A 25,603-nucleotide genomic window follows, 5' to 3' on the forward strand; every position below is an offset into this window, starting at 1 on the left:
GTTAGGGTGGATCATTTAATGGTTTGGAATTCACATCCATTTTTTAGGAGGATAGGCCTTTGTTTACTTTGAAAAAGATCACAGTGGGGCTCCTGCTTTTAGGTAGTCTTGCTGCTTGTGAGACAGAACAAGTCAAACATACTGATAAGGTAGATAACCAAGAAGGAACAACTAAGGAAGAACCCACAAGAACTAACAGCGTTCCATCTTATGAAGTAACCAAGTATCATATTTACGGCGGTTGGATGACAGATAAGTCATACATAGTGATTTCATCTAATGGCGATGAGCTAAAGTACGAAAATATCAAAAAGATAAACGAAAAAAAGGATATCAGGTACTTTAAATTAGCTGAATCCACGGGAAACAAAATGACTGCGGTATTATACAGCAAAGAAAAGACCAATCGGACTTCATTTATAACTTTAGAGTTAAACAAGGATAGAACAGAATTAACTATCACTATGCCGAACGAAAAACCGGTAACCTACACAAAAGCAATGATGGATCCGGAAGAGTTTAATCCTGAATTTGAGTGGTGAAAATTTTTCCGTAAAATGGAATATATAAGTATAAAAGTTAAAAAATAAGGGGTGTTTTTTTTGGGGGAAATATTGGGGATTCAGATGTTTTTAAGCAAGTTGTAAAGAGACTTTGCAAAATCAAAAATATTTCTCCCCGGAAGCCTAAATTTGAAGTTATCGAGAACTTAATGGTTGTTAGTATAAAGAACCATTTAAAGATGGAGTAGACTTAGATTGTTTTAATATTTTAAATCTGATTTACCAAATAATTGGACCTTTAGGGATAAGATTCAATCAACAAATGTACCACTATCCAAATTCGGAAAGACTGGCTAGAGTAACAGTATCTTTTAAAAAAGAAGATTATGATGATTTAAATATGAAAATGAAAGATATGATGACATAATTTTATATTGCAATCGGGCACGATTTTTGAATAAGGTTCGCTTTTCTTATAGAACAAACGGGTGCGTTAGCTGAAGATTGGAGTTGTCTTTAAGGCAGCGCTTTTTAAAAATTATATTATGTTTTACTGAGAGATAGAGGGAGGGGAATTTTCAATGAGTAAAGCAATTATTTTTGATATGGATGGAACCTTATTTCAAACAAATTTAATTTTAGAACCTGCCCTTGAAGAAACATTTGATGTACTACGAAAAGAAAGTTTATGGGATACAATAACACCGATTGAGCAATATAGGGGAATTATGGGTGTCCCTCTACCAGTTGTATGGGAAACACTTTGCCCAAACCACTCACTAGAAATACGAGTAAAGAGCAATGAGATTTTTCATAAAAAGCTTATTGAACTAATCCAAGCACAAAAAGGTGCATTATATGCTGATGTGGAGAGAACATTAAATGAGTTATGTAAAAAGTATCCCTTATTTATTGCCAGCAATGGACAGATAGAATATTTACAAGCAATTGTAGAAACCTATAATTTGGATAGATTTATTCAAAATACATATAGTATCCAACTGATTAAATCTGGGCATAAGTCTGATTTAGTGCAAATGGTGAAAAGTAAAAATCAAATTGGAAAAGGTTACGTTGTCGGAGATCGTTCTTCAGATATAACTGCTGCTAAGGATAATGAACTTATTGCCGTTGGTGTGAACTTTGACTTTGCTCAAGAAGATGAATTAAAACAAGCTGATTTTGTAGTGAATAATTTCAAAGAAATCTTAGAGTTAGTTTAAACTTCAAAAGGCTGCCAATTGGCGGCCTTTTGAAAATACGATTCTTAGCATTATCATACATTCGCATTAAAGTGAAAAAATACCCTTAATGAACTATCGGGGCAGGTTAGTTGAAGAAGGAACTATTTTGAACTATCTAGAAGTAAAGACTATAAAGAAAAAGGATAATGAGGTGTTTGTATAGAAAAGGTACCTGTTAAAACGATTAAGAAGATAGAAGAGGACATTGAAAAAAATGATTTAGGGAAAGCAAGGGATAGACTACACGGGTTAATTTCCACCTATCCTAATGAGTTAGAACTTCGCAGAAAGTTGGGGGACATTTATTTTGTATTAAAATACCCTTCGATGGCCGGTCGATATTGGTATCTAGAAAAGAATAAGACACCTGAAATGGTAGATGCGTGTATTCAGTTTGAAAATTCTATGGGTAACGATCCTATTAGAATAGCAAGAGTTCTAAAATTTAAAGGAGATAGTGAAATAATAAAAAGACTGCAAGATCAAGCAATTTCTCCTATACAAAATAAAGTTAAAGAAAAATTAACGGAAGAACCTGATGAGACATTGGAGGATAAGTTATTTACTATTGGGTGTATCACGATATTAATATTAATCATTTTCTTTACATTAATCGGAATTTACACTCTCTTTAGCTGGTTTTTTTGATCCCTAGAATCTGCGAGGTATTTATAGTTGTTGTTCTCCCTAACGCGTGCGTTGGCAGGAAATCGGAGCTGTCTTTAAGGCAGCTTTTTCTTTATGCAACTATCGGGGAAGGTTGGGGAGAAGGAAATTTCGGTAAGATAGCGAATTATGCAATAAAATGAAGCTAAAGGTGATTAGCTATGACCACAAATGATGTGCAATATCTACGCTCAGGATTAAGAGTCAGGTGTGAGAAGGATGTAAATCCATCAGTAATACGAACTTGTTTAAGCTTTGCGGTTTGGTTACGTATATACATGGAATTTCCTATAAGGGTTGTTGTATATCTAAAAACGGATTCTCAACTTAAAACCAGAGATACAAGAGAACTGGCAAATGCTACTTTTTTTGCACCTTATGATAAAACTGTTGAACCTTACATAAGAATTGCAACAGGAGATTATGAAGAATTAGTTTCAGAAAGGAAAAAATAATGCTTTATGGGCAATTTTACGCAGCACGGCTCATGAAATAATCCATTATCAACAATGGCTAGAAAATAAGGAAATGGATGAGAAAGAAGCAGAAAACAGAAGCGAAGAATTATTAGATAGTTACTATGAATTTTGTGATTTGATATTATTGTTTGAATAAACAGGTCCATTAGTTGAGATATAGAGTTGCCATGTGGTGGCTTTTTTCTTTATGGAACTAAGGGGGCATGATAGTTGCACGAGGCTTAATTATTTTCGTTGCAGAATATATGCTCATAAATAGTTCAGATTGAGGAGATTAGAACTATAAAAGTTGTGAGTTGAGTTTAGCTGTAATTGCAATTAGTTCAGTAGTAATAGATTTGAGAATGGGCAATGTAGCTAATTACTTGTATGACTTAGTTATCAGGAAATCGCTAATCTTTTCTCATCCTGCTAGGCCATTTTCTTTTTAACTAACAGGTGCTTTAGTTCGTAAAAAGATAAAAGGAGAGTACATATTATTCATGGTTAATATGTGCTCTCCTTTAATATTAAGGTTTTTATAATTTTGGTCTTGATAATTGAAGTTCAGTTATAAAATCTCCATCTTCGAAGGGTTGCTCTGTTTTGTGTAATAGCGTTGGGAAGATAAACAAAGTTACCATCATAAAAAATTGTCGCACTAAAAATCAATATTCTCTTAGGTAGATAATGTAAAATCAAAGGGAAGGCGTTATTGATTCGAAGCACAAAGGAACAGGTACCAATGGTGGTACCCTAGTGATATAGCTTATTTCATTTAACTTCTTACAATTGTATTTTCTTCTTTGCATGCTTTAATGACTTCTAACCAATGATTCGGCTTTTGTCCTTTAAACTTCTCTTTCAAATTGAATGTAGCTAATCTTTCTAATTTGTTTTTTGCTGCCTTAGACATGACTGAATTAAGATTAGAAGCTTCTAACATTTGGATAGAACCATCTAGTTCAATTGATCTTCTTAATGCATGAATAGACGTTCCCGTTACTAATCGATTCATGGTTTCTTTAAAGCTCTTGCTATCCATAGTTTCACTTATCGAATCTAAAACCAATTCTTCTATATTAAATTCATGGGCGGCCTCTAACAACTCTAAATAAAGCGCGGCTACTCCCTTCATATAAATACTACGGACTAGTTTTATAGCAGAAGCGTCGCCAGGATTCTCACTCACCTTAGTTATATCCATGCCGTATGGAGTCATTAAGGCGATAAGCCGATCTACTCCGTTACCACTTGCTGAAATAGGAACTTTATGTTTATAAACTGGTAAGGGTCCTAACATTGCTGCGTCGACAAAAAATGCTTTTTTTTCTTGTATGTTTTTGTTAATATTTTGTTTTACTACAGGAGTCGAAGCCGATACATCAACGTAAATACAATCTTTCTTCAGATGAAGTTTTAACACTTCGCTAACCTCATAAGCTTTATCAGCTGGTACTGCTACCATGACTACATCAACTTCATTTAATACGCCCTCGGGATCGGAACGAAGCTCCACTTGCGCTTGTATAGCCCGTTCTTTTATTTGCGGACCGAAAGTAGGATGGTCTAACATGACATCATGAGCGAGGATCTTCTCTAAACCTTCTTGTTTTAATCCAACGGATAATTCAAAGGCTGCTTCTCCAAATCCAATAAAACCCAATTTCATTCTAAAGTTCTCCCTTCTTTTTATAGTCCATACGCTTTTATTTGTTCTCTCAACCAAGGAGGTTCAATGCTTCCTTCTGGTTTACCTTGCTTGCGGGTTGTTTCATAAGCTGTAATGGTTTCTATGCGCGTTTTCTCATAATCTAGTTTTTTCTCTGCCTTAGAAAGAGCCACTTCAATCTTGTCTCTTGGAACCACAATAACACCATCATCATCACCAATGATCAAATCTCCTGGAATTACAGATACCCCTCCACAAGAAATAGGTTTATGAAGCTCACCAGGACCATCTTTAAGAGGACCGTTTGGAATAAATCCTTTTGCAAAAATAGGGAATTTTAATTGGCTAAGTGTTTCTTTATCACGAACTAATCCATCAATGATGACTCCTTCAAGTCCAATGGCTTTCGCAGCTCCTGCCATCAATTCTCCAAGGTAGGCGTTTGAAGTATGTCCTTTTCCATCCGCAACTAATACATAACCTTCTTTCCCATCATAGATAGCTTGATGAAGGAACAAATTATCTCCAGGTCTTAAGCTTACTGTTAGAGCAGTACCAACTACTTTCATACCTGGTGCTACAGGCTTTATTTTATAATCCATAGAACCTGTACATCCCATCGCATCTGATATAAGTGTAGTGTTAAGACGTTTTGCTCTTTCGATAATTTCTTCCGACAATAACGGTGCTAAGTTACTCAATGACATGCACTCCTTTTACTTTTTTATGTTTCCAATAACTAAACAATTAGCTACTAAATGTAACTTGTTATCTTTGATGTACTATCAACTAAGATAACGCTTTCAAAAATTACATAATTTTTAGTGTATCTCCTGTCTCTTCAACACTTTGTCACGTTATTTTACTAAGTTTATTGACAAAAAAAGAGTTGTAGGTCATTGGAAAATCCACTATTTTTGTTAACTTCAGTTTCAGAGTAATAAATATTACTAAAACTAGTTTGGGGGTAATATTTATTACTAATAACTTAAATGTATACTAACAGCGTTATTTATTAAAGTAAACCCTTTTTTTTAATGACATTGAAAAGAAACTGAATTTTAAGAAGAAAAAGGGCTTAAGAACAAAGAAAGCGAATTAGATTGTTAACTTGAAAGGTTCAATCACCTTTATTAGCTCATTTATTCCAAAGTTCTAAAAGAAATTAATTTTATTTACTACTTATGAAGTAATCATGCATAACGTTTATGGATACGTTCTAGAAGTTTCAGATAAGGAAATTATTAATACTCTTATTTAAGGGACTCCTTTTTACATTAATAAATAAAAATGCTAAAATTCAATTAAATATCGTAATAAATACTTTATTGGAATAAAAAAATATAAAATTTACACTATAATATGTTCAATTGGAGCGAATCTTATGGAAAACCCAATAATAAAATTAAAAAACAAGATATCAGAATTAACAGAAACACAACAAAGAGTTGCGGACTATATTATTAAAAATCCTGTGGATGTCGCTTTTTTAACCGTTGATCAGTTGGCTGGAATTGTAGGAACTAGTACTACCACCATTATGAGATTGACTTTTAGTCTGAATTATTCGGGATATACTGAATTTCAAAAAGGACTTCAGGAACTTTTACGTAATAGAGCAGCTCCTCAAATTAGATTAGAGGCAAATTTGAAAGATTTAAATGAAAGTGATTTGTGGATTCGCTCTGCAGAAAGTCAACTCGATAATATTCAATCTACAGTAGAGATGATTTCCACGGAGAGTTTAAATAAAACGATGGAAATGATTGTGTCTGCAGATCGAATATTTTGTACCAGTGTGAGAAGTGGATTACCAGTGGCACAACATTTAACTTTTGGACTTAATCGTCTACTTGGAAACTGTGAATTGATTGTTGCTGATTTAAGCGATTGGGTTGACAAAGGAATTAATTTTACTTCGAAGGATTTAGTCATCGCAACCTCTTTTCCAAGATACGCTAGAAGAATTGTTGAATTCGCGATGGTAGCTAAAGACAATAAGGCACAAATTATTTCTATTACTGATAGTTATTCTTCTCCTCTAGTTAAGTATTCGGATTTAGTATTGCCATGTAATTCTAGTAGTATCGCTTTTCATAATTCACCAATAGCATCTATGCTTGTAGCAGATTATCTTGTAAGCGCAATAGCCATTAATTATCCTGAAAAAACAAAAAATCGTCTTGATGAAATTAATTCAATTCTTACCAAAATGAATTATCACTATAGTGATTAAATTTAAAAGATGATAGGAGCAAGGATTCAATTGAACCCTTGCTCCTATCATCTTTTTATTTCTTCTTAACCAGATATCCTACTCACCATCATCTACTCTCTGCTTGATAAAAAAAGGTTTACTTTCAATAAGCATCCATGATAGTATGCTTTTAATAGTTAAAAATATTACAACATAAACTATAAAGGTAAAAAATATTACTACGAAAAAGGACGTTAATTCTTAGAGATATAGTTAGTTTTCTCCAATTTATGGTTTTGTTAAAAATATCACCAGTATATGCCTGAATTTTTTTACAAAAGAAATTATTATAATATGCTGAATGACTATTGGAATCTAAGAATCATCGAATATTGCTTTATTTTTAAAATTAAAGGTTTTTGAAAACGTTATCTTTTTGAGTTTTTTGTTTACAGATAATAAATGATCTTTATGTTACTTTAACTATTAGAAAAATTTCTTACATGTAATGAGCACTCTTTAATTAAAGTGGTGATTCATAAAAAAATTTTAAATGAAAAAGAGGTGTAATTAAGTGAATAATTTAAAACTGTAAAAATCAGATCAGACTATTAAAAGAGCAAGATACCAGCGTATTGGTAATATTATCTTAACGGATCTAATGTTCAATTGGATGTATAATTACTAGTACTTCAAGATATGGTTCATAGCAACAATTACAGGGGAATTCAATAATGTCAGTTTTGTAAACCCTTACAATGAAGTGGTGTTAAGAGTCCATTAAGCAGTGCTAACTTATATTATTGAAAATTTTCATATATGATTCGAAATAACGTATTCAACATGTATTCTAAAAAGTCAGGGAAGATAAAGAGGGGGCATACTATGTTAACATTTCTGGGATTTGCCATGATTGTGGTCTTTATGTATTTAATCATGAGTAAGCGCTTATCAGCATTCAGTGCACTTACGGTTGTTCCAATAATTTTTGCGCTAATTGCAGGATTTACGGATTTAGGACCGATGATGTTAAAAGGTCTAGAGACTATAGCTCCTACTGCTATTATGATTATTTTTGCCATTCTTTATTTTGGTGTATTAATTGATACAGGATTATTTGATCCACTAGTATCAAAAATTTTAAAAATGGTAGGCGGTGACCCATTAAAAATTGTGCTGGGCACTGCGATTTTATCATTGGTAGTTGCTTTAGATGGTGATGGTACTATTACCTACCTTATTGTAGTAACAGCTTTTCTTCCTTTATATAATAAACTGGGTATGAATAAACTCATTTTGGCCTGCATTCCTGCGTTAGCGATGGGGGTTATGAACTTGTTACCGTGGGGTGGACCAGCTGCCCAAGCTACGGCGGCGGTAAAAGTGGATATAATAGACTTGCTTTTGCCAATCATTCCTTCTATGATTGCGGGTGTGTTATGGATTTTAGGAGTGGCATACTTCTTGGGTCGACGTGAGCGTAAGAGATTAGGAGTTATCAATATTGAAGCTAGCTTTAATGAAGAAGAACTTGCTGCTGCACTTGAGGTAGGAATGGACTCATCAATAAAACGACCTAAATTATTTTGGTTTAACCTAGGCCTTACGATTTTAGTATTGGCAGCTTTACTTACGGGCTTCCTACCGTTGCCTGCGTTATTCATGCTCGGCTTTGCCATCGTTATGATTGTAAATTATCCAAACTTGCAGGACCAGAAGGATCGCTTACACGCACATGCAGGTAATATATTAACTGTTGTCTCCATGATATTTGCAGCAGGTGTATTTACTGGGATTATAGATGGTACTGGCATGGTTAGCGCGATGGCAGATACCCTAATAGCAGTTATTCCAGACTCTCTCGGACCAAAATTAACAGTCATTGTTGCACTTATAAGCATGCCATTTACATTTTTCATGGCTAATGCTCCCTTTTATTTCGGGATTATTCCGATTATGGCAGAAACAGCTGCCAACTTCGGTATCCATCCGATGGAAGTTGGACAAGCTTCTTTATTAGGACAACCCTTGCACTTGTTAAGTCCACTCCAAGGTTCTATCTATATATTAATGGGGCTTCTTGGTATAGAAATAGGTGATCATATTCGCTTTACAGCCAAGTATGCGATAGGTACAGCATTAGTTATGATAATTGTTGGTGTTTTGTTCGGAGTACTATCCATTTAATCATATAAACATAATAAATTGCAGAGAGCTAGTAATTCAAAATAGCTCTCTCTTTTATTGGTCTAGAATTACTTATTATTGTAACTATTTTATTTCACTCTTATTTATAAAGTACTAAAGTTGATTTTACTTTTTAATTAACTTCTAATGCACCAGGATTAAGCAGCGTACAAAAGCTTTAAAAGAAGTCCAGGATGCTTAGTAGGCCTTGGTATAGCAATGGGTAATGCAGATGAATAATTAATTTTTTTTGCTGATCTTTACTAAAAAAACAGTGAATACGGTATAGCTTTTATATAGAAAAAGTAATTGAAATTTTGTACTTAAACTAACGGGTGCCTAAGTTCATTAACAGGGGTTGTTTCGGCAGCCTTTTTCTTATGGAACTAACGGGGCAGGTTAGTTGAATTAAAGGGGAAAAAAGAATGCAATAGTTTTCATTTTACTTAAAAGCTGTAAGTTATTATAACTAAGCATTTATATTACATTAATAATGACATGACTGTAGGCTATTTTTCATACAATATTTTTGGGGTGAAAAAAATGACAAGAGCAAACTACCGAAGTTCAGACGTTGACTTAATGGCAAGGATGATGAGAGCAGAAGCCGAAGGTGAAGGACAACTAGGAATGTTATATGTTGGAAATGTAATTGTGAATCGTCTTGTAGCTAATTGTTTAGACTTTAAAGGTTTAAGAACAATTCCACAAGTCATTTATCAAGTACAAGGAGGAAATTATTCTTTTGAAGCTGTTCAAAAAGGGAATGTATTTTATCAAAGAGCGAGAGGTATTGAAAGAAGATTAGCAGAACAGAATTTGAAGCACTGGAGACAGCATCCGGCTAGATATGCGCTTTGGTATTTTAATCCATATGCTCCATGCCCTCCAACATGGTATGATCAGCCACATACTGGTCAATTTAAAGACCATTGTTTTTATGAACCAAAACCTGGAACATGTGATAGTGTTTATAGAGGTTAAGCTTACTCTTTGAGTAAGCTTTTTTACATATTTAAAATATTTATACAATATAAAACTTTTAGTAATAGTTTTTATCTAAAAAAGTAAGATTGTGAATTATTGTACTTCAGCTAACGGGTGCGTTAGCTGAAGATCGGAGTTTACTTAGGCAGCTCCTTTTCTATGCAATAAACGGGGCAGGTTAGTTCCATAAGCGTTGTGTACTCGAAATACGAAGGCTTAGTTTATTTATTTTTACCCAACTTCTCGTTACCCGTAATTTTAGCTAACAATAACTGTAGTTCTGTTATATTATTTTCAACTTCATTGATTCTTTCTATTAGACGAAGAGCCTCCCTATCCTTTAAAAATTTAATTTGTTTACCTTTGTAATAGATTACTACTGTTCCTTTTTTCGTTATTCGATAAGTAAATGGTTCTTCACTTAATCTGTTTCGTTTGTCTATATCGCTCACTACGCCGTCTCCCTACTTATTATAGTTCAAAGATTATATTCAAAAAAGGCAGTTGATTCTCCTGTTTTCTTTAAATATTTTTATTCACAGTCTGTGTCAAATCTGTGATAAGTCTTATAGAACTAACGGGTGTGTTCGTTAATAGCTGTGGCGATTGGCCTTTTTCTTATGGAGCTAATGTAAGCAGGGTAGTTTTAATTAGCTATAAAAAATGTCATTAATATTTCAAAATAGATGCATATCCGTTTCGGATCTATTCATTAGTTCATATCCTATTAATACTAGGGAGGAGATGAATAGATTGGCATCTAATGATGAATTGATTTGTCAAAAGTTTGCTAGGATTATCGGTGGCCAAGAAGGATTTGCGGGTGGCAAATGTGTGGCAACCATAAATCGAAATGAAATAAAAGTAAAAATTTTAGGGGAACGTTTTAGTGTAACCTCTTCTTTCTCATATGAATCCAGAGATAATCAGACTGGACGAGCATTGTGCCTAGGCAGGGTAGCACTCTTGCAAAAAGAAGTCGGGAATTTTGTTGCTTCCATTCTTAAACAAGGAATAATAGTTTCATCCGTACACAATGAGTGGCTATTCGATAATCCAAATTTGGTTTACGTTAATATCGAAGCTGTTGATGATCCATTAGTTTTTGCAAGGAAAGTCAGAAAAGCGTTAAGGAACTAATGGATTTCCCACTAATGGTAAAACGGAGCTGTCATAAAAGCAGCTATAAACTGATCACGGTAAAAACCGAGTTTTGTTGAACTAAAGGTGCGTTAACTGAAGATCGGAGCTGTCTTTAAGGCAGCTTTTTCTTATGCAACCATCGGGCAGATTAGTGGAAGAAGGTATTTATTGTTCAGCTAAAGAATAGTATTCGGTAAAGGTTGATTTTAAGGAATAAACTAACTTAATATCAGGAGGGGAAAATGGTTGATAATAGTTATGAGAAACAACATCTCAAAAAACTTAGGACTTTTACTTATATCACGATAGCATTAATATTTTCAATGATATTTCTATTTATTAGCATTTTTCTTTTGTATTTTCCTATGATAGGCATTTTAGACCTTGTGTACTTTACACCAAAAATAGCAATTTTCGCATTCTTGATTTCTTGTGTATTTTCTGTTTTAGCTATAAAAAATCTCTTTGGTAAGATATTGTTAGTATTAAACATATTTCTAATGCTATTTATGATTTTTTATGGACCATAACTAGATACAATTAAATGAGGACTACACATTTTAGATATCTAATATGTGTAGTCCTTTTCCTATCAATTGTGGAAAATGTTTGTTTTTTGAAGGTGATTCTCTTATTTTGTTGTATTTTTATTAATTGATGGATTAATAAAAATACAACAAACGGAGGGAAATCAAATGTTTAACAATTGGAAAAAAACACTGATGGCTGGAGTGATCAGCTTATCCTTGCTAGGTACTGGGTACGCCAGTCACGACCTGATCTCCTCGCAAAACGTCTCGGCTGAACCGGCAGCTAAAAATGCACCAGGGCATTTGAAAAAAGTGGAGTCTTCCCAGCTTGATGAAATTATCAAACGTGGATACATCAGGGTAGGAATGACCGGGGACTACAAACCCTTTACCTATTTGAACCCGGAAACAAATGAGTATGAAGGCTTTGACGTGGACGCTGCCAAAGAGCTTGGAAAAGACCTTGGTGTGGAGGTGAAATTTGTCGCTACCACATGGCCTGCGATGATGAAAGACTTGCAAGCGGACAAATTTGATATTGCTGTGGGCGGTGTGACTCGCAACACAGCCAGACAAAAAAGCGCTTATGTATCCCAAGGTTACCTTTCATTCGGTAAGGTGCCTTTGATTCGCAAGGAAAATAAAGACAAGTATCTTACCATTGAAGATATTAACAAGCCTTCTGTACGCATTGGCGTAAATCCTGGCGGAACAAACGAAGAATTTGTCCGTCAGTATCTAAGCAATGCTAACGTAACGGTTGTAGAAAACAATCTTGATATCCCACATCTTGTTGCAGAAGGTACGTATGATGTTATGATCACAGACACAGTAGAAGCAATGCTGTATGCAAAAGATGATCCAAGATTGTATGCGGCTCAAACTGACAAGCCTTTCACAAACAGTGAAAAAGGTTATATGATCCCAAGAGGCGATTTCATTTATGCAAGCTACTTAGAAATGTGGATGGATGAAATGAAGCTCCAAGGGAAATTTGATGCTCTCTACAAAAAGTGGATGGAATAGAATCTGCCCTTAAAACTGCCGTGTAGGGAAGCATTTTTTCGCTAACAGGTGCTTTAGTTTGGTTAGAAGTGAATTAGAAGTTTTTTACGGTTTATAAAACTATAAGCTTGTCTCAGTATTACTCTGTGGACATTACGCCCGGTCACCCCAATTTCCATAGCACATTAGAAATAATGTCACAAAAGTCTATTCTTTAATTCCCACCGGTGTTTGTACCTTAAAAAAAGGCCATCATTTGATGGCCTTTTAAATGTAAAAAACATCCTTAATTTACTAAAGGGGCAGGCTAACTCATTAATTTTCAAGCAGAAAAATAAAAATCCACTCAGAGTGTTTTTTAATCGCGCATTGCTCCTGCCTCTCGGGAAGTCATTGCACCTTGTCCTTCGCTTACATCTTTTTGAATTTGTTGTTTTACTTTTTGTGCATCAGATCCGGCAAATTCCGGTTTCATAATTGAACCCAAGTTTCCTTTAGCTGGTTGATTTTGTTGCATACAAGTCCTCCTCAATTTATTGTTTGACAATCTTATTATTTACAAAAAAGTTCAAGAGTACTATTTGAAATTTGTTTAACAATTGGGCCCGATTGTTGAAGAAACTGAAGCAAATTACTTTTGCAAAATAGCCCTGAAAACGAGTAACATCTCTCGGAAACTCAAGTGATGCTCTACATACTTCATCGTATTATTTTGTGGAATTGAAGGGAATATATGTGTCGTAAAGAATATATATTGAAAAAAATTATATTGATGAGAGGGATATATCATGATTAGTGAAAAGAGCAAAGAAATCATTGGAAATTATATTATGACCTACAATTCGTTTGATATTGAAGGTATGGTTAAACTCCTTCATAAAGAGATAATATTTAGGAATTTCACGAATGGCGAAATGAACACAGAGACCAGAGGAATACAAGAGTTCAGAGAACTGGCGGAAAAGTCGTCAAAGATCTTCTCTAGTCGCCGTCAGACGGTTATTGACTATAGTGCTATAGATGATAAAGCAGAAGTGCAAATTGAATATGAAGCAACACTTGCTGTTAATTTGCCTAACGGATTAAAGAGTGGAGATAAGATTCAATTAAAAGGAAAGTCAATATTTGGACTTTATGAAGGGAAAATATCATTAATTGAAGATTATAGTTGAGTGCATCTAACGGATTTCTTTATTGCAATAAACACGTGAACAGGCTTCAATGGCCTTTAATAATGCTGTCGGTATTCAACCAAAAGGAACGGTTCTTTAATAAGAAGTGCTTAATGAATTAAAAGGTGCTTTACTTCATTATCAGGAGCTGATCAGCAGCTGCAGCTAAAGGGGCAGTGACTTCAAACAATTTAAGTTATTCAAATAGGTATTTTTTTGTTGAAAAACAATACTTTTGGTGTAAAATTACACTAAAAAGGAGAATTTAGTATATATGGAAAAAGAAGACTTCATCAATTTAATATCAGAAAAAATGAAACTTGTTCGCACAGAACAAAGTTTTTCTCAGGATAAGATGTCTGAAATTCTAGGGATTTCAAAAAAAACACTAGTTCAAATTGAAAAAAGAAGAATAGAAGCCAATTGGACCACCGTTGTTGCCTTTTGTGCTTTGTTTAATCATAGCCAATTATTGATATCATCAATTGGTGACAATCCAGTTGATTTTGTTCAGTTAATTGCTAGCAAAAATGGTGGTACGCCTAAAGAAAAAACAATGGGTGGTAAGATATGGTGGAAAGAAATCGAGTCTAGAGGGGATTTTCGTTTGCAACAAAATTTGATTAGTAACCATTACCGTATATTGGATCAATATGATTATCGTTGGCATAGTTCTTTTGATAAAGAAGAGAGTTTAAGTCGTTTAAATGAATTACAGGATATGGGGAATATCGAGATAGACAAAGGTATAGGGATATATGAAGAATAAGATTTTGCTTGTTCTATTGATAATAAGTTTAGGAGTGAATTTTTATATATTCGGAAAATGGTTTCTGACTGAACAAAGGTATGAACCTTCCTCTGAAGAAAAGGTTATTTTAAGTGAAATGGTTCAAAAAACGGTTGAGAGTGAAGAGTATAAAAAGATAGCAGAAAAAGAGAATATCATTGCTATTGATGCAAACATGGATAAAAGTAAAGGTGGAATATTCCCCTACTATTTTGGAGTAAGTGTCCGTACTGACATACAAACCTATCTGTTTGCTTGCAGTAATGAACAATGCTCAGAAATGGAAAGCGCAGGAACGACTTATTCTCGATATAAAGAAGAAGAACCCCGTATTCCATTTAAAAAATAGAGAAAAGCCAAAAAATAACTGAAATAAAAGAAAGCCTACATCCTTTAATAGCAAGGGGCGTAGGCTTATTTTATTCTTATAGTTGTTTAATTTACAATAAAGTCGTACCGATTTAAAAAAAGTTTAACCGTTTTTCTTAATAGGGGCAGGTTAGTTCAAGAAACAAAAAGGGGTTCTACCTAAATTTTAAAACAAACAAGACTTGATTATACTTAATGTTTTTTTTATTATAATCCTTATTGGATTGAAGAAATTTGCGACACTCTGCCGAATTACTGGCTAGCCGAGACACCGTAGCGCTCGCGGCGAGGAGGCTTGGCAGGCAGTCGGCGGAAAGGGAGCGATTTCTGAAATCAACTGGAACGTTTTTTAAATAAAAAACTTCAGTCAATCTCGCTTTTCTTCGAATTTGTCTACAGTCTGAAACCATTCTATAATGAATGGTTTTTATCTTTATCATAATTTGGTGATGTACTGGAGTGTGTTAATATGCGGTCTAATACTTTTTCAGTAAATGGCATAAAGAAATTAAGTATTAGCCCCCCTAAACAAACGGTTAATAAAGTTCCAACGCCAATTGGTCCATTTGAAATCATTGCCAATATCAAGAATAGGAGGTAAATGAATGTTCTCGAAAGGAATATATTTGTTCTAGTTAATTCTTGTATGATTAATGTTAATCGGTCAACTGGGATCGGTGCAAAATTTGTGTGTAAATATGTTGCAGTTCCTAATCCTATAACAACTAAGCCAATTCCAAAACAAACAACTTTGCTGTACCAAAGTTCAGGTGTTATCAAATTGTGGAATAAAAAAAGCCACATATCAATACCGATACCAGTTATAAATGCTGTTAACAATCCCAATACTTCAGGTCTTTGTCTTTTTAAAAATGAATTACTGCATATCAATATTAAAGCTATTATTATTTCCCAACTTCCCACAGTAAGCCCCACATTTATGGACAGTCCCACCAAAAGTGCATCAAAAGGTGAAGTTCCAAGGTCTGATTGTATAGTGAAAGAAATACCAAGGGTTAATATTATAATTCCCAATACATAAAAAACATATTTCACTTTACTAGGCCCCTCCATCATATTTTTTTGTTGCAAACGCAACAAAGCTGAGTTAAATTAAATATATGGTATTTTTATTGCATTTGCAACAAAAATACACACTAAGGGGTTAATTATGAAGGAAATTCTTCGTGGAATTGGAATGATAGCAAGAGCATTAGATTCCATAAGTAATATTGAATTTAAAGAATATGACCTTACAAAAGGGCAGTATTTGTACCTTGTTCGAATATGTGAAAACCCAGGCGTCATTCAAGAAAAGTTAGCTGAGATGATAAAAGTAGATCGAACAACAGCAGCTCGTGCTATAAAAAAACTTGAAATCAATGGCTTTATTGTAAAGAAAGAAGATAAACATAATAAAAAAATAAAAAACTCTTTCCAACAGAGAAAGGAAATAAAGTTTATCCTTTCATAAAAAGCGAAAATGATTATTCCAATATCGTTGCATTAGTGGGATTTTCCAAAAGAGAAGTAGAAACCATTTTCAATCTTAGAAAAAATATAGAAAAAGACTGGGAATTTGTAAAAAAGGGAACAAGAGAAATTATTGATTATATAAAGGAGCGATATATTTAAATGACTATAAAAAAGTGTACCCTTGAAGATACACGCAAACTTCAAGAAATTAGTTATGAAACATTTAATGAGACATTTAAGCATCAGAATTCTCCCGAGAATATGAATGCCTATTTGGAAAGGGCATTTAACTTAAAACAATTAGAAAAAGAATTATCCAATATTTCTTCACAATTCTTTTTTGTTTATTTTGATAATGAAGTCGCTGGATATTTAAAGGTCAATACCAATGATGCTCAGACTGAAGGAATGGGTGATGAATCACTTGAAATCGAGCGGATTTATATAAAGAACAAATTTCAAAAACTTGGGCTTGGTAAATATCTGTTAAATAAAGCTATGGAAATCGCAATGGAACGTAATAAAAAGAAAATCTGGCTGGGCGTATGGGAAAAAAATGAAAATGCTATTGGCTTTTATCAGAAAATTGGGTTTGTACAAACTGGGGCCCATTCTTTTTATATGGGTGATGAAGAACAAACGGACTTTATAATGACCAAAACACTCATATAATTTATCTTGAAAGGTACATCATTGATAAATAATGAAGGAAATCCAAATTCAAACAAATGGCAGATCTGATGGAAAAGAGATTTAAAAAATCACATATAGCCCACTTTTATTTAACCCTCAGGTTCAATAATTTTGGATGGTACTGCACGAACGGTTAAAAACAAATTGGAACTCATTATTCACTTTATTATTTACCCGAATTACATGACGGATTCATGCTACTGCCGGTTTTATTCGGAGTATATTTCTTCATTCTGATCTCATACTAAAGTTAAGAAGGAGGGGTATACATGGCAAAACGAACAAAGAAAAATGATGCAGATCAAAAAAACAAACAAGGGTTTGATTCAAGCAAAACTGATTCTGAATTCTCTAAGGAATTCGGCAGTGCAAATGCTAATCAGGCACATAAAAATAAAGCAAAAAAAGAAAAAGCATCTAAAAATCAAGGTGAGTGGAAAGGCATGCATTGATGCCTGCTCGAGTACGCTTATCGTGCTTCAAACTTTTTACTTAACTTTATGTAAAGGAGCTTATTTAGATGACTCAATCCAAGCGACAGCAAGAACGCCAATGGAAAGATCGTAAACAATCTCAGAATCCACATGGTAAGGTCAATTCCTTTGAACAATTAGCTGAAGATACGGGCAAAAATGAATCTGAAACTAAGTAAAACGGTTCTCTTTTCGTTACCTAAAAGGCCATAATCATCGATGATTATGGTCTTTTTAGGTTTATATATACGAGCTGGCTTTTTTTTAGGTAATAGAATGATTCGTATGTCATCCCCTTAAGTAGATACTGTAAAAGACAAAGACTACATAAAAATGCGGATTATTACAAAACCTTTTAGTAAGGAGTTTTTTGGAAGGGGGGAAAGATTAGATATATGTTTTCGTTACGGGGAGATGCTCATAAAATTTATCTTCAATTAAAAAAAGCCTCATACAAAGACCGATCTTTCAAAGGGATGAAGAAACTGATTGAAGTGGAAGAAATTCAAAATTTTTATAGTTCGATTGATAGTGATACGTTAAAAAAAATTTATTATTGTATGATAAAAGAGAAAAACGGATCGGGGATCATTCCTATTATAATATCCTCTGGGCCTTGGCTTTTTCTTCTGTTTTCAAATCAATTGCAAGATTTCCTTTTTAAAGATGGGAGTTTGCTTTGGGTCGTCTTTAGTATAATATATATTTCGATTCTTTCCATAAGTGTGTTTCTTCACTTTCATGAAAGATCATGGTCTTTTGTTCATATTGAAATCATTCAAGAAATTTTACATGATCGAAAAGGGATAAGGGAAAAGGCATGAGGTTCCCTCAATGGGAGTTTTGAGGGAAAAACATATACTTTCTCACTGTTTTCTGGTGTATTATTAGCACGAAATATTATAGCAAAATGAGGCATCGAAACCTTTTATGAATAGTGATTATTTTTCTGCATATTCAATCTTAATCCCATTTACTCTTTCATCCAACTCGTAAGTTCGGATGTTTTTTTTATACAGGGGCTTGTACAATTTGATAGTTGATTGGTACGTAGGGCACCCGCTCCAATCAACTTTGTTTTAACTTTTAGAAAGAACCCTTTTGTCTACAAACTGCGCGATTCTTAAAGAAGAATCGCTTTTCTTATTGAGCTTACGGGGCAGATTACTTTAACAAAAGTAATGTAATATATAATAAAAAAGCGTGTAGTAGAGGAGTCAGAAAATAATATGGAATGTCATTGTGAACAAAAAGAAACAAGTGAGTTAAAAGTTGAAGGTGATGTTGGGGCGGACCGTATATGGTGCAATCAATGTGGTTGTAACTTGGAAATAGAGGATATTCCGATTTCAAATAAGTTAAGTAGAGAATTGATTGAATGGGTAAATATGTATGGTGAATGGATTGATTGGGATGAAGATAAATTGCTTCATAATGGGATTGAACTTGAAGAAGAACACAATAAACAAGGATTAAATTTAACAGAGAAAGTTAAGAAAGAACTTGAAGGGAAATATAGAATTAAATTTTCACCTTTGACAATGGCAAGAAGTATGCCAATAAAAATCATTAATCCTCATTCCACTAACAGGTGAGTTAGATGAATATCGGAGCTGTCTTAAGGCAGCTTTTTTATATGCAACTATCGCGGGAGGTTAGTTCATGAAGGACAAATGAAACTTTATATCGAAATTAATTAAGTAAGAGATTAAGTAAATGTAAAAGAGGTAGAACAATGGCTGTTTCAATCAACCCCATTTCCAAAGATGAAAAGCATATTCTTCAGAATTTATATTCCCTTTATTTACATGACCTTTCGGAGTTTACCGACGGTTTAGACATATCAACAGATGGTTCATTTGAATTTGATTCATTTGAATTAATTTGGAAGAGGGAAGGATTAACACCATATTTTTTGAAAAAAGATATGAAAATTGTCGGTTTTTTATTACTGTTAGAAAGGCCGTTTTTAAATAAGGACTATGATTACAGCATTAATGATATTTTTATTTTGAAAAAATATAGAAGAAAAGGTGCTGCAATTTCATTATTAAAGGAATTGTTTAAACAAAAAAAAGGTAGTTACTTTGTTGTTCAATTAGCCAAGAATATCCCTGCTGTTATATTTTGGAGAAAGATTTTTAGTGAGCTAAATATAGATTTTGAAGAAAAAAAGCAAATTGTCGATAATGAAGAATGTTTGGTTCAATCCTTTCAAATTTAAACAGATATTAAACAACGGGTGCATTAGCTGAAAATCGGAGCTGTCTTTAAAGAAGCCTTTTCTTTGGGGAACTAAGATTAAAAAGCGATCTTAAGATCTTAATATATTCAATTGATTATAAAAAAGGTTCAGGTTAGCACAACCTGAACCCAAAATATTATTGAAGCGTATTTAAATTTTGTGCCCTTAAGTAACTTACAACTACCTCTCCAATTTGTCTGCCTAACCTTAAGCCTTCATTGTTATCCACGTTAAAATGTACGCCAGCGTACAAACGAGATTGAGCACTTTCTTCCATTATTTTTTTTATTTCTGAAGACTCTTGAGGGATGAAATAACTTAATACTGTTTCTGCACATCCTGCCACAGTTGCGTGTGCAGAAGGGTAAGCGGGAAAACGAGGGGTAAACAACACAGTAGACAGATTTCTGCCATATTGATTTGGACGTGCAACATCCCAATGATATTTAAGAAACCACGTGATAACAAAGGTATCATTCATAGCCGCGTGGAAATAACTCTGAACCCTTGCAACACTCGGTGATCCCAGCATATACTTTTCAGCTAAATTGAAAATTAGAGTGGTAATTTTCGCCGTTAATTCACCTGTTCCCCAATATTGTGCGATGCTTATTTGCTGGGAAGTCAATGACTTTAATGTATCTTCTACAATGAATAACTCTGTTACCCAATCAATATCTAGAGGATTTTTAATTCGCCAAATGATTCGTTGATGAAAGGGGTCCAGGAACTCATTGTCTCTTCCCCTTGAAATAAAAAACATTGGCCAATTTCCTGCTTCTGGAGAACCTTTAGGGGGGTTACTTTCCCCTGGGTAAGGAAATTCTGTCCATCTTCTATAACTTGTTCTCATAAAGACCACCCCCTAATAAATGTTCTCCTTGTTCCTTATGATTAAGAGTAATGAAATATGACCATATAACTTTTTGATCCCTTATCAGAGAGAAAGATCAGGGGGTTGAGCCAATTTATGCCTTTATAGCTGATTCTCCCAGCTTTACAACATAAATTAACATTTCAAAGTTTTATTTGAAAAACTTCCAAATATTCTAAGGTATTTTAATGATCATATCCTGAAATAATAAAAAAAAAGCAGGAGAAATAATATGAACAGCAAAAAAAGTTATAAAGGATTTATCGCTATTTTTATATCTGTCTTAATGTTGAGTCACTCGGTCTATGCGAATGAATGGGAAGATAAAGAAGTACCTATAAACTTTAAAACTGAGATATTACCTTGGGAGATAGTAAACAACACTATTCCTAATAAAACGACTTTCACCATTATAGACATTGAAACGGGATTATCATTTAAGGTTCAACGAAGAGCAGGTAGTCATCATGTCGATGCTCAGCCAATAACCAAGGATGATACTCAGATTATGAAGAAAATTTATCATAATCAATGGAGCTGGAAAAGAAGAGCGATTATTGTATTAATTAATAATCAAATGATCGCTGCCTCTATGAATGGAATGCCACATGGTGCCGGTTCTCTTCAAAATGGTTTTCCAGGCCACTTCTGTATTCATTTCTATGGAAGTTTAACGCATCGTTTAAAAAACGAAGATTCCGCGCATAAATTGATGATACTGAAAGCGGCCGGTAAGCTTGATGAATATTTAGGCACGATAAGTCCCTACGAACTTATCCATATTTTTACCATTGCCATAAATCAAGGAGATCGAAAATTATTATCAATGACCTTATCAAATTCGGATCATTCCAATCGTTTCATTAAACTTGCTGAAAATATTACATACTTTGGGGTTAGAGATTTTTCAAGACAACCACTTGAAGACGCAAACGGGTTAATATTCGTGGATGTACCGGTTCAAGTGAAGGTTTATAAAGAGAGAAAAGGGAGTGAAAGCAAAATCATCCATTTTATGATCCGGAGGGAGAGTTTGACTGATCGTTGGTTCATTGATCAAGAGGCGATCTATGAAGCCTTAAAATAAGATTTGTGAAGATACGGAAAAATAAATTCCAATCCATTGTGGGGGTGCATTCTATGCGATTAACATGGATTGCCGGACTTTTACTATTCGTTCAACCTGTGAATATTTCTGAAAGCTTATCGGTAACCCACCAAGGACAAACGATTGCCAGTGTCAACCATGCTGATATTACATTGCCCTTACTGAATGTTCCTATCATGGACGTGGATAAATACAATCAATTTGTCGAAAAAATAGATCGACAAGTGTACCAAAAACCTGTAGATGCCACAATAGACAAACAAGGTAATATTCTTCCTGGGCGGGTAGGTTATAAGCTATACCATCAAGCATTTAAAGAGCAATTTTATTCCTTTTTGTACAGTAGTAAAGCATATAAACTAGAAGTACCTTTGCTTGCTATTCATCCAAAAGTTGACAGCGAATTACTTGCAGAGATTCGTGAAAAAAAGATAGGTGAATATAGAACTTATTTTAATGTGAACAACAAAAATCGTACAAATAATATCTCGCTTGCTACAGAAGCCATTAATAATTATGTCGTGTTTCCTGGAGAGGTATTTTCTTTTAATCAAGCCGTTGGCAAGAGATCAGTAAATAAAGGATATATGCTCGCTCGAGTTATCGTTAAAGGAGAGTTTTCTGAAGGGATTGGTGGAGGGATATGTCAGGTGTCATCCACCCTGTTTAATGCTATCGACAATGCAGGATTGAAAACTATTCAACGCTATTCCCATACTAGGAGCGTTCCGTATGTTCCATCTGGCCGCGATGCTACAGTAAGCTGGTATGGTCCTGATTTTAGTTTTAAAAACACATACAATCAACCTATTCTAATCCGAGCTACAACCCAAGGAGGAATGGTAAGTATCATGGTTTACTCTTCAGATATGATAAATTATAAGACACGAAAAGTTCCCGCTGCTTCAAATCAGAAATCAAAAGAACAGATTTACCGTTCCTAAAAGTACACTTTTACGAACGGTTACTTTTTTATAAAATCATCTACTAAAATATTTCTGAAAAATTTCATTTTCAATCCAACAATATGGACGGGATACGCAATAGCCTTTCCGTTGTATAATTTCTGAGCCTTCCCCTTGCAGCTAATCTTCGGAGCTATAAATGAATTTCACCAACAATTATATCCTGATACTAGCTATAGAATTGTTTCCTGTCTGCAGGAGTGACAAACTCCATTATGCCGGCTGGCTTTATCCGGTTATTTTCTTCAATTCCTAGAAGCAAACCAATTTTGTCTATTCTTAATCCGGTTATTAATGCATTGGTATATTGAAAATTAATAACCGTATCAAGACCTAAATTATAAAAAAAACTTAATAAATAAAGGAGAGCACATATTAGCCATGTAGAAAAGGATTTTGGGGGTATATTAATATTGCTATCTCTTTATTTGTTTTCTTTGCTTCCATACAGGCTTTCTTAATGAACTAACGGGTGCGAGCTTGATGTAATAGCGATTCTTCGCTATTGGTGATACCGGTGGCCGGGGTCGAACCGGCACTCTAGAGGAACACGATTTTGAGTCGGGCAAAAAAATGTTAAATTCCCCATTTGCGGAAACCGATATCCCTTAAAAACCATCATATTTCTCCCTCTTTTTGAACCGCGCAATGGGGAAACAAGCAAAAATTAGTCTCAGAACTATGAAAAACCACCAAAAAAACAGTAAATTCCTAATCAAATGGCAACCCCAAAGAGAACCACAAGCATAGAATTTCCAGATTCAGTGCCACTATGGTTTGATACTTATATCTTTCCGCTAAACTCCCACAGCCCAAGCTGCCCTTTTGCAGGAATATATTCATCGAGCATCCGCATGTCCTCAATTTCCCAGGCATAGCCGCCAATTCTGTAATCCCCTAAAAACAAGTCGTTCCCTGAAATAACCCGACTATCTTCTAAGACCGCCCAGTTTCCATTGTTTTCTTCTATTTTCAAACAGTTTTTCAGCTTGCAGACTCCAATTATCATTCCGGTCGGCAGATTATCTTCTGTATACCCATGCTTAGCCAGCAGCTCGGCAACTCCATCCAGTCTACAGGCGGGCTTATCTACTTTTTTGCTCGTATGAATAGCAAGAGGACCCCGATAATGCGTTCTCCAAGTCCTTGTTTCATATTCGGCTTCCCTAAGGACAAATAAGCTTGCCCAAGGCTGGATCATCGACAGTACTTTCATTATTAATCCCCCTGCTCCTGACATCATTAAGTTAATTGGTTATATAGTTCCCTTGAATAAGGATAATATAGACTGTATCTAGATTTAATGTTCTCTTTTGCCATAAAAAAGACAGCTAACCAAAATGTACGCTGTCCTCGTGGTCCTAACTATATTTTGTTGCAACACTAAGTGCATGTGGACATAATAGATGCTAGTGCATTATTTTGGCAGTTCTACAGTAAACGGTTCTAACTTTTCACTGTCGATAAAGCTAGAAAAATCGAATTGTAGAACAGTTTTCTCCTGCTTAAAATCAGCTATTTTTTCCTTTGTTTTGTCTATTAACTTGTGCTTAACGGCAGCTCACAAGGGAATACCCTAAAAAAGGCAATACTAAAGACACCTTGCAACATCGAATTTTTTTCCATACTATAGGGGTAAGGAAATTCCATATTTAGTTTTATAGGATTATTGATTTAAAATGTTTGGAGGCAGGGTATTGCGAGTACCTTGTCTTTTTTTTTTCATTCGACTTAATTTCGTACCCTTTTTTTATTTATATTTTCAATCGGTGAAAACTCTTTGTGCTTTCTGATAACGTCTTAAGAAAACAAATTTACATAGTGCTTTACCATTTCCATTGATGTATGTCCTAAAATTGCTTGAAGTTCAAAGATACCAGCAGATGCTTCTACAGATAATCGAGCAAAAGTATGTCTGAATTTATGACAAGTAGCTTGGATATTTATCGCTTTACCGTATCTGGATATTTGCGATTGCATCTGTCTTTTAGTTAATGGATCATTGTCGATATTTACAAATAGAAAATCATGTTCTAATACTCTCTAATCGAGAGGTATCGTTGGAGTTGTTCTTTCATCCTGTCTTGAATCGGTACGAAGCGTTGTTTGTATCCCTTTGTGTTTTGAATCAGTATTCTTGAGCGCGAGTAATCAATGTCTTTTATATTGATTCCTATACATTCAGATGCCCTTATACCTGTTTCAAGCAGCATCATAATTGTTAAGTCTCTGATGCCTGTAAATTTTCTGTGATTAGGTTGTTTAAAGAGAAGGTCAAGTTCATCATTTGTATATGTTGGAACAGCGCACTTCCTATCTTTTAACAGCTTTATTTCACTCATTGGATTTTGTTTCTTCGTTATTAGCCGTTCTCTAACGAGGAAATTAAAGAAAGCTCTTATCTCCCTTAAACGCGTGTTAATAGTTACGGTCTTACAATTCTTGCTTTTCATATAACGAATGTCGCTTCGATTCAATGGTTCGAATGAGGCAGGTAATTTTGTAGTAAGTGTAGAATTAACTGAGGAAGAAATTAAAGAACTCGGGTTCAATGAGAAGGAGGAAGAAGAGTAATGAATAAAGACAACCTATTTATATATATTCATCCTGCATCTACAAAGACTGATGTTGATTTCTTTGGATATGATCATGAGGACACCAAATTTGAAGCACCTACACTGGCTAAATTAGAAAAATTTGATGATCTTTCTAGTTGGCTTCATAAAATGCCTGAGGGCTCAAAAGTTCATTTAGCTGATATAACTTTAACTGTTTCAAATAACACTATTGAACTTAAGGATGAAGAATACACAAAAAAAGGCACAGAGATTTAGGAGTAACAAATA

Annotated in this window: 29 protein-coding genes and 1 pseudogene; 21 read left to right on the top strand and 9 right to left on the bottom strand. The window is 34.3% G+C overall.

The annotated features are described in order from the left end of the window. Positions 1-59 precede the first annotated feature (59 nt). From ACIROD_RS10135 to ACIROD_RS10150, 4 genes are all read left to right on the top strand, one after another. On the top strand, positions 60-542 hold the full coding sequence (locus tag ACIROD_RS10135) for a hypothetical protein (protein WP_402940336.1): 483 nt from the start codon (positions 60-62) through the stop codon (positions 540-542). Positions 543-1,084: 542 nt separating this feature from the next. Further along, positions 1,085-1,726 (top strand): HAD hydrolase-like protein, encoded by a 642-nt coding sequence (locus ACIROD_RS10140; RefSeq protein ID WP_230177728.1) that lies wholly within the window; start codon positions 1,085-1,087, stop codon positions 1,724-1,726. A 180-nt stretch (positions 1,727-1,906) separates the two neighbouring features. Further along, positions 1,907-2,395, top strand: coding sequence for a DUF6584 family protein (locus ACIROD_RS10145; protein ID WP_402942859.1), 489 nt, complete (start codon positions 1,907-1,909; stop codon positions 2,393-2,395). A 179-nt stretch (positions 2,396-2,574) separates the two neighbouring features. Then, positions 2,575-2,868 carry a hypothetical protein gene (locus ACIROD_RS10150; RefSeq protein WP_402940340.1) on the top strand — a complete coding sequence of 98 codons (294 nt, stop codon included), beginning with the start codon at positions 2,575-2,577 and terminating at the stop codon, positions 2,866-2,868. Between the two features lie 781 nt (positions 2,869-3,649). Here ACIROD_RS10150 and ACIROD_RS10155 read toward each other — a convergent pair. Both ACIROD_RS10155 and ACIROD_RS10160 read right to left on the bottom strand, forming a co-directional pair. Next, complete coding sequence (locus ACIROD_RS10155; RefSeq protein WP_101224749.1) at positions 3,650-4,543, bottom strand: prephenate dehydrogenase/arogenate dehydrogenase family protein; 894 nt, start codon at positions 4,541-4,543, stop codon at positions 3,650-3,652. A 20-nt stretch (positions 4,544-4,563) separates the two neighbouring features. After that, a complete protein-coding gene (locus ACIROD_RS10160; RefSeq protein WP_101224748.1) occupies positions 4,564-5,244 on the bottom strand; it encodes an RraA family protein in 681 nt (226 codons plus the stop codon). Between the two features lie 683 nt (positions 5,245-5,927). Between ACIROD_RS10160 and ACIROD_RS10165 the strand changes: the two genes are divergently transcribed. The 3 genes from ACIROD_RS10165 to ACIROD_RS10175 all read left to right on the top strand — a co-directional run bounded on the left by ACIROD_RS10165 (position 5,928) and on the right by ACIROD_RS10175 (position 9,911). Then, positions 5,928-6,779, top strand: coding sequence for a MurR/RpiR family transcriptional regulator (locus tag ACIROD_RS10165; RefSeq protein ID WP_101225846.1), 852 nt, complete (start codon positions 5,928-5,930; stop codon positions 6,777-6,779). Between the two features lie 846 nt (positions 6,780-7,625). Then, entirely contained in the window at positions 7,626-8,927 is a 1,302-nt protein-coding gene (locus tag ACIROD_RS10170) for a CitMHS family transporter (RefSeq protein WP_402940345.1), read from the top strand. A gap of 543 nt (positions 8,928-9,470) precedes the next feature. Then, positions 9,471-9,911 carry a cell wall hydrolase gene (locus ACIROD_RS10175; RefSeq protein ID WP_402940348.1) on the top strand — a complete coding sequence of 147 codons (441 nt, stop codon included), beginning with the start codon at positions 9,471-9,473 and terminating at the stop codon, positions 9,909-9,911. Between the two features lie 224 nt (positions 9,912-10,135). Here the strand turns inward: ACIROD_RS10175 and ACIROD_RS10180 are convergent, their stop codons facing one another. Beyond that, positions 10,136-10,366: a hypothetical protein gene (locus ACIROD_RS10180; protein WP_402940351.1), complete on the bottom strand. Its 231-nt coding sequence runs from the start codon at positions 10,364-10,366 to the stop codon at positions 10,136-10,138. A gap of 301 nt (positions 10,367-10,667) precedes the next feature. Here ACIROD_RS10180 and ACIROD_RS10185 point away from each other — a divergent pair, with 301 nt between their 5' ends. Then, positions 10,668-11,054, top strand: a complete 387-nt coding sequence (locus ACIROD_RS10185; RefSeq protein WP_101225786.1) for a DUF1259 domain-containing protein — start codon at positions 10,668-10,670, stop codon at positions 11,052-11,054. Positions 11,055-11,752: 698 nt separating this feature from the next. Then, on the top strand, positions 11,753-12,613 hold the full coding sequence (locus ACIROD_RS10190) for a transporter substrate-binding domain-containing protein (RefSeq protein ID WP_402940355.1): 861 nt from the start codon (positions 11,753-11,755) through the stop codon (positions 12,611-12,613). A 337-nt stretch (positions 12,614-12,950) separates the two neighbouring features. On the opposite strand, the gene ACIROD_RS10195 is transcribed toward ACIROD_RS10190, so the two are convergent. Beyond that, entirely contained in the window at positions 12,951-13,109 is a 159-nt protein-coding gene (locus ACIROD_RS10195) for a hypothetical protein (RefSeq protein ID WP_202190661.1), read from the bottom strand. 271 nt (positions 13,110-13,380) lie between these two features. Here ACIROD_RS10195 and ACIROD_RS10200 point away from each other — a divergent pair, with 271 nt between their 5' ends. The 3 genes from ACIROD_RS10200 to ACIROD_RS10210 all read left to right on the top strand — a co-directional run bounded on the left by ACIROD_RS10200 (position 13,381) and on the right by ACIROD_RS10210 (position 14,903). Then, the gene (locus ACIROD_RS10200) at positions 13,381-13,764 is read left to right on the top strand and encodes a nuclear transport factor 2 family protein (RefSeq protein ID WP_402940358.1); all 384 of its coding nucleotides are present in this window, start codon (positions 13,381-13,383) and stop codon (positions 13,762-13,764) included. A gap of 274 nt (positions 13,765-14,038) precedes the next feature. Next, positions 14,039-14,533 carry a helix-turn-helix transcriptional regulator gene (locus tag ACIROD_RS10205; RefSeq protein WP_402940361.1) on the top strand — a complete coding sequence of 165 codons (495 nt, stop codon included), beginning with the start codon at positions 14,039-14,041 and terminating at the stop codon, positions 14,531-14,533. Next, positions 14,523-14,903 (top strand): hypothetical protein, encoded by a 381-nt coding sequence (locus tag ACIROD_RS10210; protein ID WP_402940364.1) that lies wholly within the window; start codon positions 14,523-14,525, stop codon positions 14,901-14,903. The genes ACIROD_RS10205 and ACIROD_RS10210 overlap by 11 nt, the downstream gene beginning before the upstream one ends. Positions 14,904-15,334: 431 nt before the next feature. On the opposite strand, the gene ACIROD_RS10215 is transcribed toward ACIROD_RS10210, so the two are convergent. Further along, positions 15,335-15,979 carry a YczE/YyaS/YitT family protein gene (locus ACIROD_RS10215; RefSeq protein ID WP_402940367.1) on the bottom strand — a complete coding sequence of 215 codons (645 nt, stop codon included), beginning with the start codon at positions 15,977-15,979 and terminating at the stop codon, positions 15,335-15,337. 115 nt (positions 15,980-16,094) lie between these two features. On the opposite strand from ACIROD_RS10215, the pseudogene ACIROD_RS10220 reads away from it, so the two are divergent. The 6 genes and pseudogenes from ACIROD_RS10220 (at position 16,095) to ACIROD_RS10245 (ending at position 19,789) form a co-directional block, all read left to right on the top strand. Then, positions 16,095-16,558 (top strand): annotated as a pseudogene (locus ACIROD_RS10220) (MarR family winged helix-turn-helix transcriptional regulator). Continuing rightward, on the top strand, positions 16,559-17,071 hold the full coding sequence (paiA, locus tag ACIROD_RS10225) for a spermidine/spermine N(1)-acetyltransferase (protein ID WP_101225793.1): 513 nt from the start codon (positions 16,559-16,561) through the stop codon (positions 17,069-17,071). 290 nt (positions 17,072-17,361) lie between these two features. Further along, entirely contained in the window at positions 17,362-17,544 is a 183-nt protein-coding gene (locus ACIROD_RS10230) for a hypothetical protein (RefSeq protein WP_034310968.1), read from the top strand. Positions 17,545-17,612: 68 nt separating this feature from the next. Continuing rightward, the gene (locus ACIROD_RS10235; protein WP_350301337.1) at positions 17,613-17,744 is read left to right on the top strand and encodes a DUF6254 family protein; all 132 of its coding nucleotides are present in this window, start codon (positions 17,613-17,615) and stop codon (positions 17,742-17,744) included. 1,050 nt (positions 17,745-18,794) lie between these two features. Beyond that, entirely contained in the window at positions 18,795-19,160 is a 366-nt protein-coding gene (locus ACIROD_RS10240) for a hypothetical protein (protein ID WP_402940372.1), read from the top strand. 140 nt (positions 19,161-19,300) lie between these two features. After that, positions 19,301-19,789 carry a GNAT family N-acetyltransferase gene (locus ACIROD_RS10245; protein ID WP_402940375.1) on the top strand — a complete coding sequence of 163 codons (489 nt, stop codon included), beginning with the start codon at positions 19,301-19,303 and terminating at the stop codon, positions 19,787-19,789. Positions 19,790-19,946: 157 nt separating this feature from the next. On the opposite strand, the gene ACIROD_RS10250 is transcribed toward ACIROD_RS10245, so the two are convergent. Next, positions 19,947-20,663 (bottom strand): vanadium-dependent haloperoxidase, encoded by a 717-nt coding sequence (locus ACIROD_RS10250; RefSeq protein ID WP_402940378.1) that lies wholly within the window; start codon positions 20,661-20,663, stop codon positions 19,947-19,949. A 253-nt stretch (positions 20,664-20,916) separates the two neighbouring features. Here ACIROD_RS10250 and ACIROD_RS10255 point away from each other — a divergent pair, with 253 nt between their 5' ends. Both ACIROD_RS10255 and ACIROD_RS10260 read left to right on the top strand, forming a co-directional pair. Then, a complete protein-coding gene (locus ACIROD_RS10255) occupies positions 20,917-21,771 on the top strand; it encodes a hypothetical protein (protein WP_402940381.1) in 855 nt (284 codons plus the stop codon). Positions 21,772-21,824: 53 nt separating this feature from the next. Next, positions 21,825-22,736, top strand: a complete 912-nt coding sequence (locus tag ACIROD_RS10260) for a VanW family protein (RefSeq protein WP_402940384.1) — start codon at positions 21,825-21,827, stop codon at positions 22,734-22,736. A gap of 805 nt (positions 22,737-23,541) precedes the next feature. On the opposite strand, the gene ACIROD_RS10265 is transcribed toward ACIROD_RS10260, so the two are convergent. From ACIROD_RS10265 to ACIROD_RS10275, 3 genes are all read right to left on the bottom strand, one after another. Next, a complete protein-coding gene (locus ACIROD_RS10265; RefSeq protein WP_402940386.1) occupies positions 23,542-23,973 on the bottom strand; it encodes an ASCH domain-containing protein in 432 nt (143 codons plus the stop codon). A gap of 584 nt (positions 23,974-24,557) precedes the next feature. Then, entirely contained in the window at positions 24,558-24,737 is a 180-nt protein-coding gene (locus tag ACIROD_RS10270) for a site-specific integrase (RefSeq protein WP_402940389.1), read from the bottom strand. A 53-nt stretch (positions 24,738-24,790) separates the two neighbouring features. Continuing rightward, entirely contained in the window at positions 24,791-25,210 is a 420-nt protein-coding gene (locus ACIROD_RS10275) for a tyrosine-type recombinase/integrase (protein ID WP_402940392.1), read from the bottom strand. A gap of 120 nt (positions 25,211-25,330) precedes the next feature. Here ACIROD_RS10275 and ACIROD_RS10280 point away from each other — a divergent pair, with 120 nt between their 5' ends. Next, positions 25,331-25,591 (top strand): hypothetical protein, encoded by a 261-nt coding sequence (locus ACIROD_RS10280; RefSeq protein WP_402940395.1) that lies wholly within the window; start codon positions 25,331-25,333, stop codon positions 25,589-25,591. The last annotated feature ends 12 nt before the right edge of the window (positions 25,592-25,603 follow it).

Source organism: Peribacillus sp. NPDC101481, assembly GCF_044767165.1.
Classification (GTDB): Bacteria; Bacillota; Bacilli; order Bacillales; family DSM-1321; genus Peribacillus.